Origin of the sequence: Frankia sp. AgKG'84/4 (assembly GCF_023242965.2) — a bacterium.
Taxonomy (GTDB): domain Bacteria; phylum Actinomycetota; class Actinomycetes; order Frankiales; family Frankiaceae; genus Frankia.
Window position 1 is genome coordinate 1 of record NZ_JALKFU020000787.1, and the last position, 1,110, is coordinate 1,110.

Here is a 1,110-nt window from a genome sequence, read left to right on the forward strand (position 1 = left end):
TGTCATCACCGGGCAGCGTGTCCTCGGGCCTCAGCTCGACGGGCAGCACACCACGACGGCGGTCGGCGTGCACGAGGTGCGCCCAGTTCGCCTCGTCGGCGACGAAGGCGGCGAGGAAGTGGGCGGCGACGAGCATGCCGCCGTCGCGGCTGCCGCCCGGCGCGACGTTCGCGATGTCGGCGACCGCGGAGTCCAGGCCCTTGCGCAGTTCCGGCGGCATCGGCATCGGCCAGACGCTCTCCCCGGCCGCCGCCGCCGCGGCGGTGACGGCCTCGACGGCGCTGCCGCGGCCCATCACCCCGCTGGTGCGCTGGCCGAGCGAGACGATCTGGGCACCGGTCAGCGTCGCCACGTCGACGATCACCTCGGGGTTCTCCTCGGCGGCCCGGACCAGCGCGTCGGCGAGGACGAGGCGTCCCTCGGCGTCGGTGTTGAGCACCTCGACCCGCTTTCCGCCGCGCATGGTCAGTACGTCTGACGGGCGGATCGCCTCACCCGAGGGCATGTTCTCCGCGCAGGGCAGCCAGCCGACGACGGTGATCGGCAGCTCGAGGCGGGCGGCGGCGAGGACCGCGCCGAGGACCGAGGCGGCACCGGCCATGTCGGTCTTCATCCACTCCATCGCCGTCGGCGGCTTGAGGGACAGGCCGCCGGAGTCGAACGTGATGCCCTTGCCGACCAGCGCGAGCGCGGGATGATCGCCGGCGCCGCCGCGCCATTCGAGGCGGACCAGCCGGGGCGGGTTCGCCGAGCCCTGGCCGACGCCGACGATGCCGCCGTAGCCGCCCGCGGCCAGCGCCGCCTCGTCGAGGACCTCGACGGCGACGCCGGCCGCGCCACCCCGTTCCACGGCGATGTCGGCGAGTTGCGCGGGGGACAGGTGGCTCGGCGGCGTGTTCACCAGGTCCCGGACCAGGGCGACGGACTCGGCGACGACCACGGCCCGGTCGATCTCGGTCCCGGCGACGGGGAGGTCCGCGTCGGCCACGACGATCGTCAGGTCGGCGACGGGCTTCGGGCGGTCCGTGGCGGAGGTGGTTCGCAGCCCGTCGAACGCGTAGGCGCCGAGCAGCGCGCCCTCGGCCACCGCGCGAACCGACGGCGCGGTGA

The 1,110-nt window shown here is 75.0% G+C and carries 1 pseudogene; it reads right to left on the bottom strand.

The annotated features are described in order from the left end of the window. Positions 1-73: 73 nt before the first annotated feature. Positions 74-1,110 (bottom strand): annotated as a pseudogene (locus tag MXD58_RS25220) (leucyl aminopeptidase); the annotation flags it as partial.